This window comes from Microcoleus sp. B6-A1 (assembly GCF_036705085.1).
Taxonomy (GTDB): Bacteria; Cyanobacteriota; Cyanobacteriia; order Cyanobacteriales; family Microcoleaceae; genus Microcoleus.
The window spans coordinates 1-1,163 of sequence record NZ_JAUBTU010000202.1 but is presented as its reverse complement, the minus strand read 5'-3'; the positions used below and the strand labels follow the sequence as shown (position 1 = coordinate 1,163).

The window sequence follows — 1,163 nt, the reverse complement described above, 5'->3', positions numbered from 1 at the left end:
ACTGTTGACTGTTGACTGTTGACTGTTGACTGTTGACTGTTGACTGTTGACTGTTGACTGTTGACTGTTGACTGTTGGCAGTTGACGGTTGGCAGTTGGCAGTTGGCTATTGAAAAATAACTAATAACAAATAACTAATAATAACTAACTAATAACAACTAACTAATAACTGACTAATGACTAACATAAAATTTGGTACGATCGGCGGCGGGGTAATGGGAGAAGCTCTCTTATCCCGCTTAATTGCACAAAAAGTTTATTTGCCTTCTGAAATATTGGTGAGCGACCCACAACTTCAACGCCGCCAATTTTTGACGGAAACCTACGGGATTGGAACAACAGCCAGCAATCTAGAAGTTGCTGCCGCTACAGAAGTGCTGTTTTTGGCGATTAAACCGCAAGTTTTTGATACGGTAGCTTTGGAGTTGGCGGTGGCGGCCGATCGCAAACAAGGAAATAATGGAGAAACGGCTAATTCCCAGCCAGAAGCGCTGGTAGTGTCGATTTTGGCAGGAGTGCCACTGAGCAAGCTCGAACCCGCGTTTCCGGGGCGGGGAGTGCTGCGGGTGATGCCGAATACTCCGGCCACGGTAGGAGCAGGAATGAGCGCGATCGCTCCGGGAAAACTTGTTCAACCGGCTGATTTAGAATTGGTAAAGCGCATCTTTCAGGCCGTGGGAGAAGTGGTAGAAGTGCCTGAGAGTATGCTAGATGCGGTGACTGGGCTTTCTGGTTCCGGGCCTGGTTATGTAGCAATTTTGATTGAGGCCTTGACAGATGGTGGAGTTTGTGCTGGCTTGCCACGGGCGATCGCCTCTCAATTAGCTTTGCAAACTGTATTCGGTACGGCGAAGCTAATGCAAGAAACGGGAATGCACCCGGCACAATTGAAAGATCAAGTTACAAGTCCCGGCGGCACAACTATTGCGGGAATTGCTAAATTAGAGAGTAACGGCTTTCGTTCTGCGCTGATAGAAGCAGTGAAAGCAGCTTGTTTGCGTTCTCAAGAATTAGGTAAATAAAAACAGAGAATTTAAGATGGCTTATAGCGACTTCAAGCTGAAGGAACTTGTCAAGCAATTTGACTTAGGAATGAGAATTAAATAACTTCCACTCTTGAAAGTGGGATGGGCGTCCCGCCCGTCCTTTTTGGACGGGCGGGA

1 protein-coding gene is annotated in these 1,163 nt (G+C 47.1%); it reads left to right on the top strand.

Features of this window, described 5'->3' with window-relative positions; genetic code table 11:
• Window positions 1–176: 176 nt before the first annotated feature.
• Window positions 177–1,022 (top strand): pyrroline-5-carboxylate reductase, encoded by an 846-nt coding sequence (gene proC / locus QUB11_RS31195; RefSeq protein ID WP_333315276.1) that lies wholly within the window; start codon window positions 177–179, stop codon window positions 1,020–1,022.
• The last annotated feature ends 141 nt before the right edge of the window (window positions 1,023–1,163 follow it).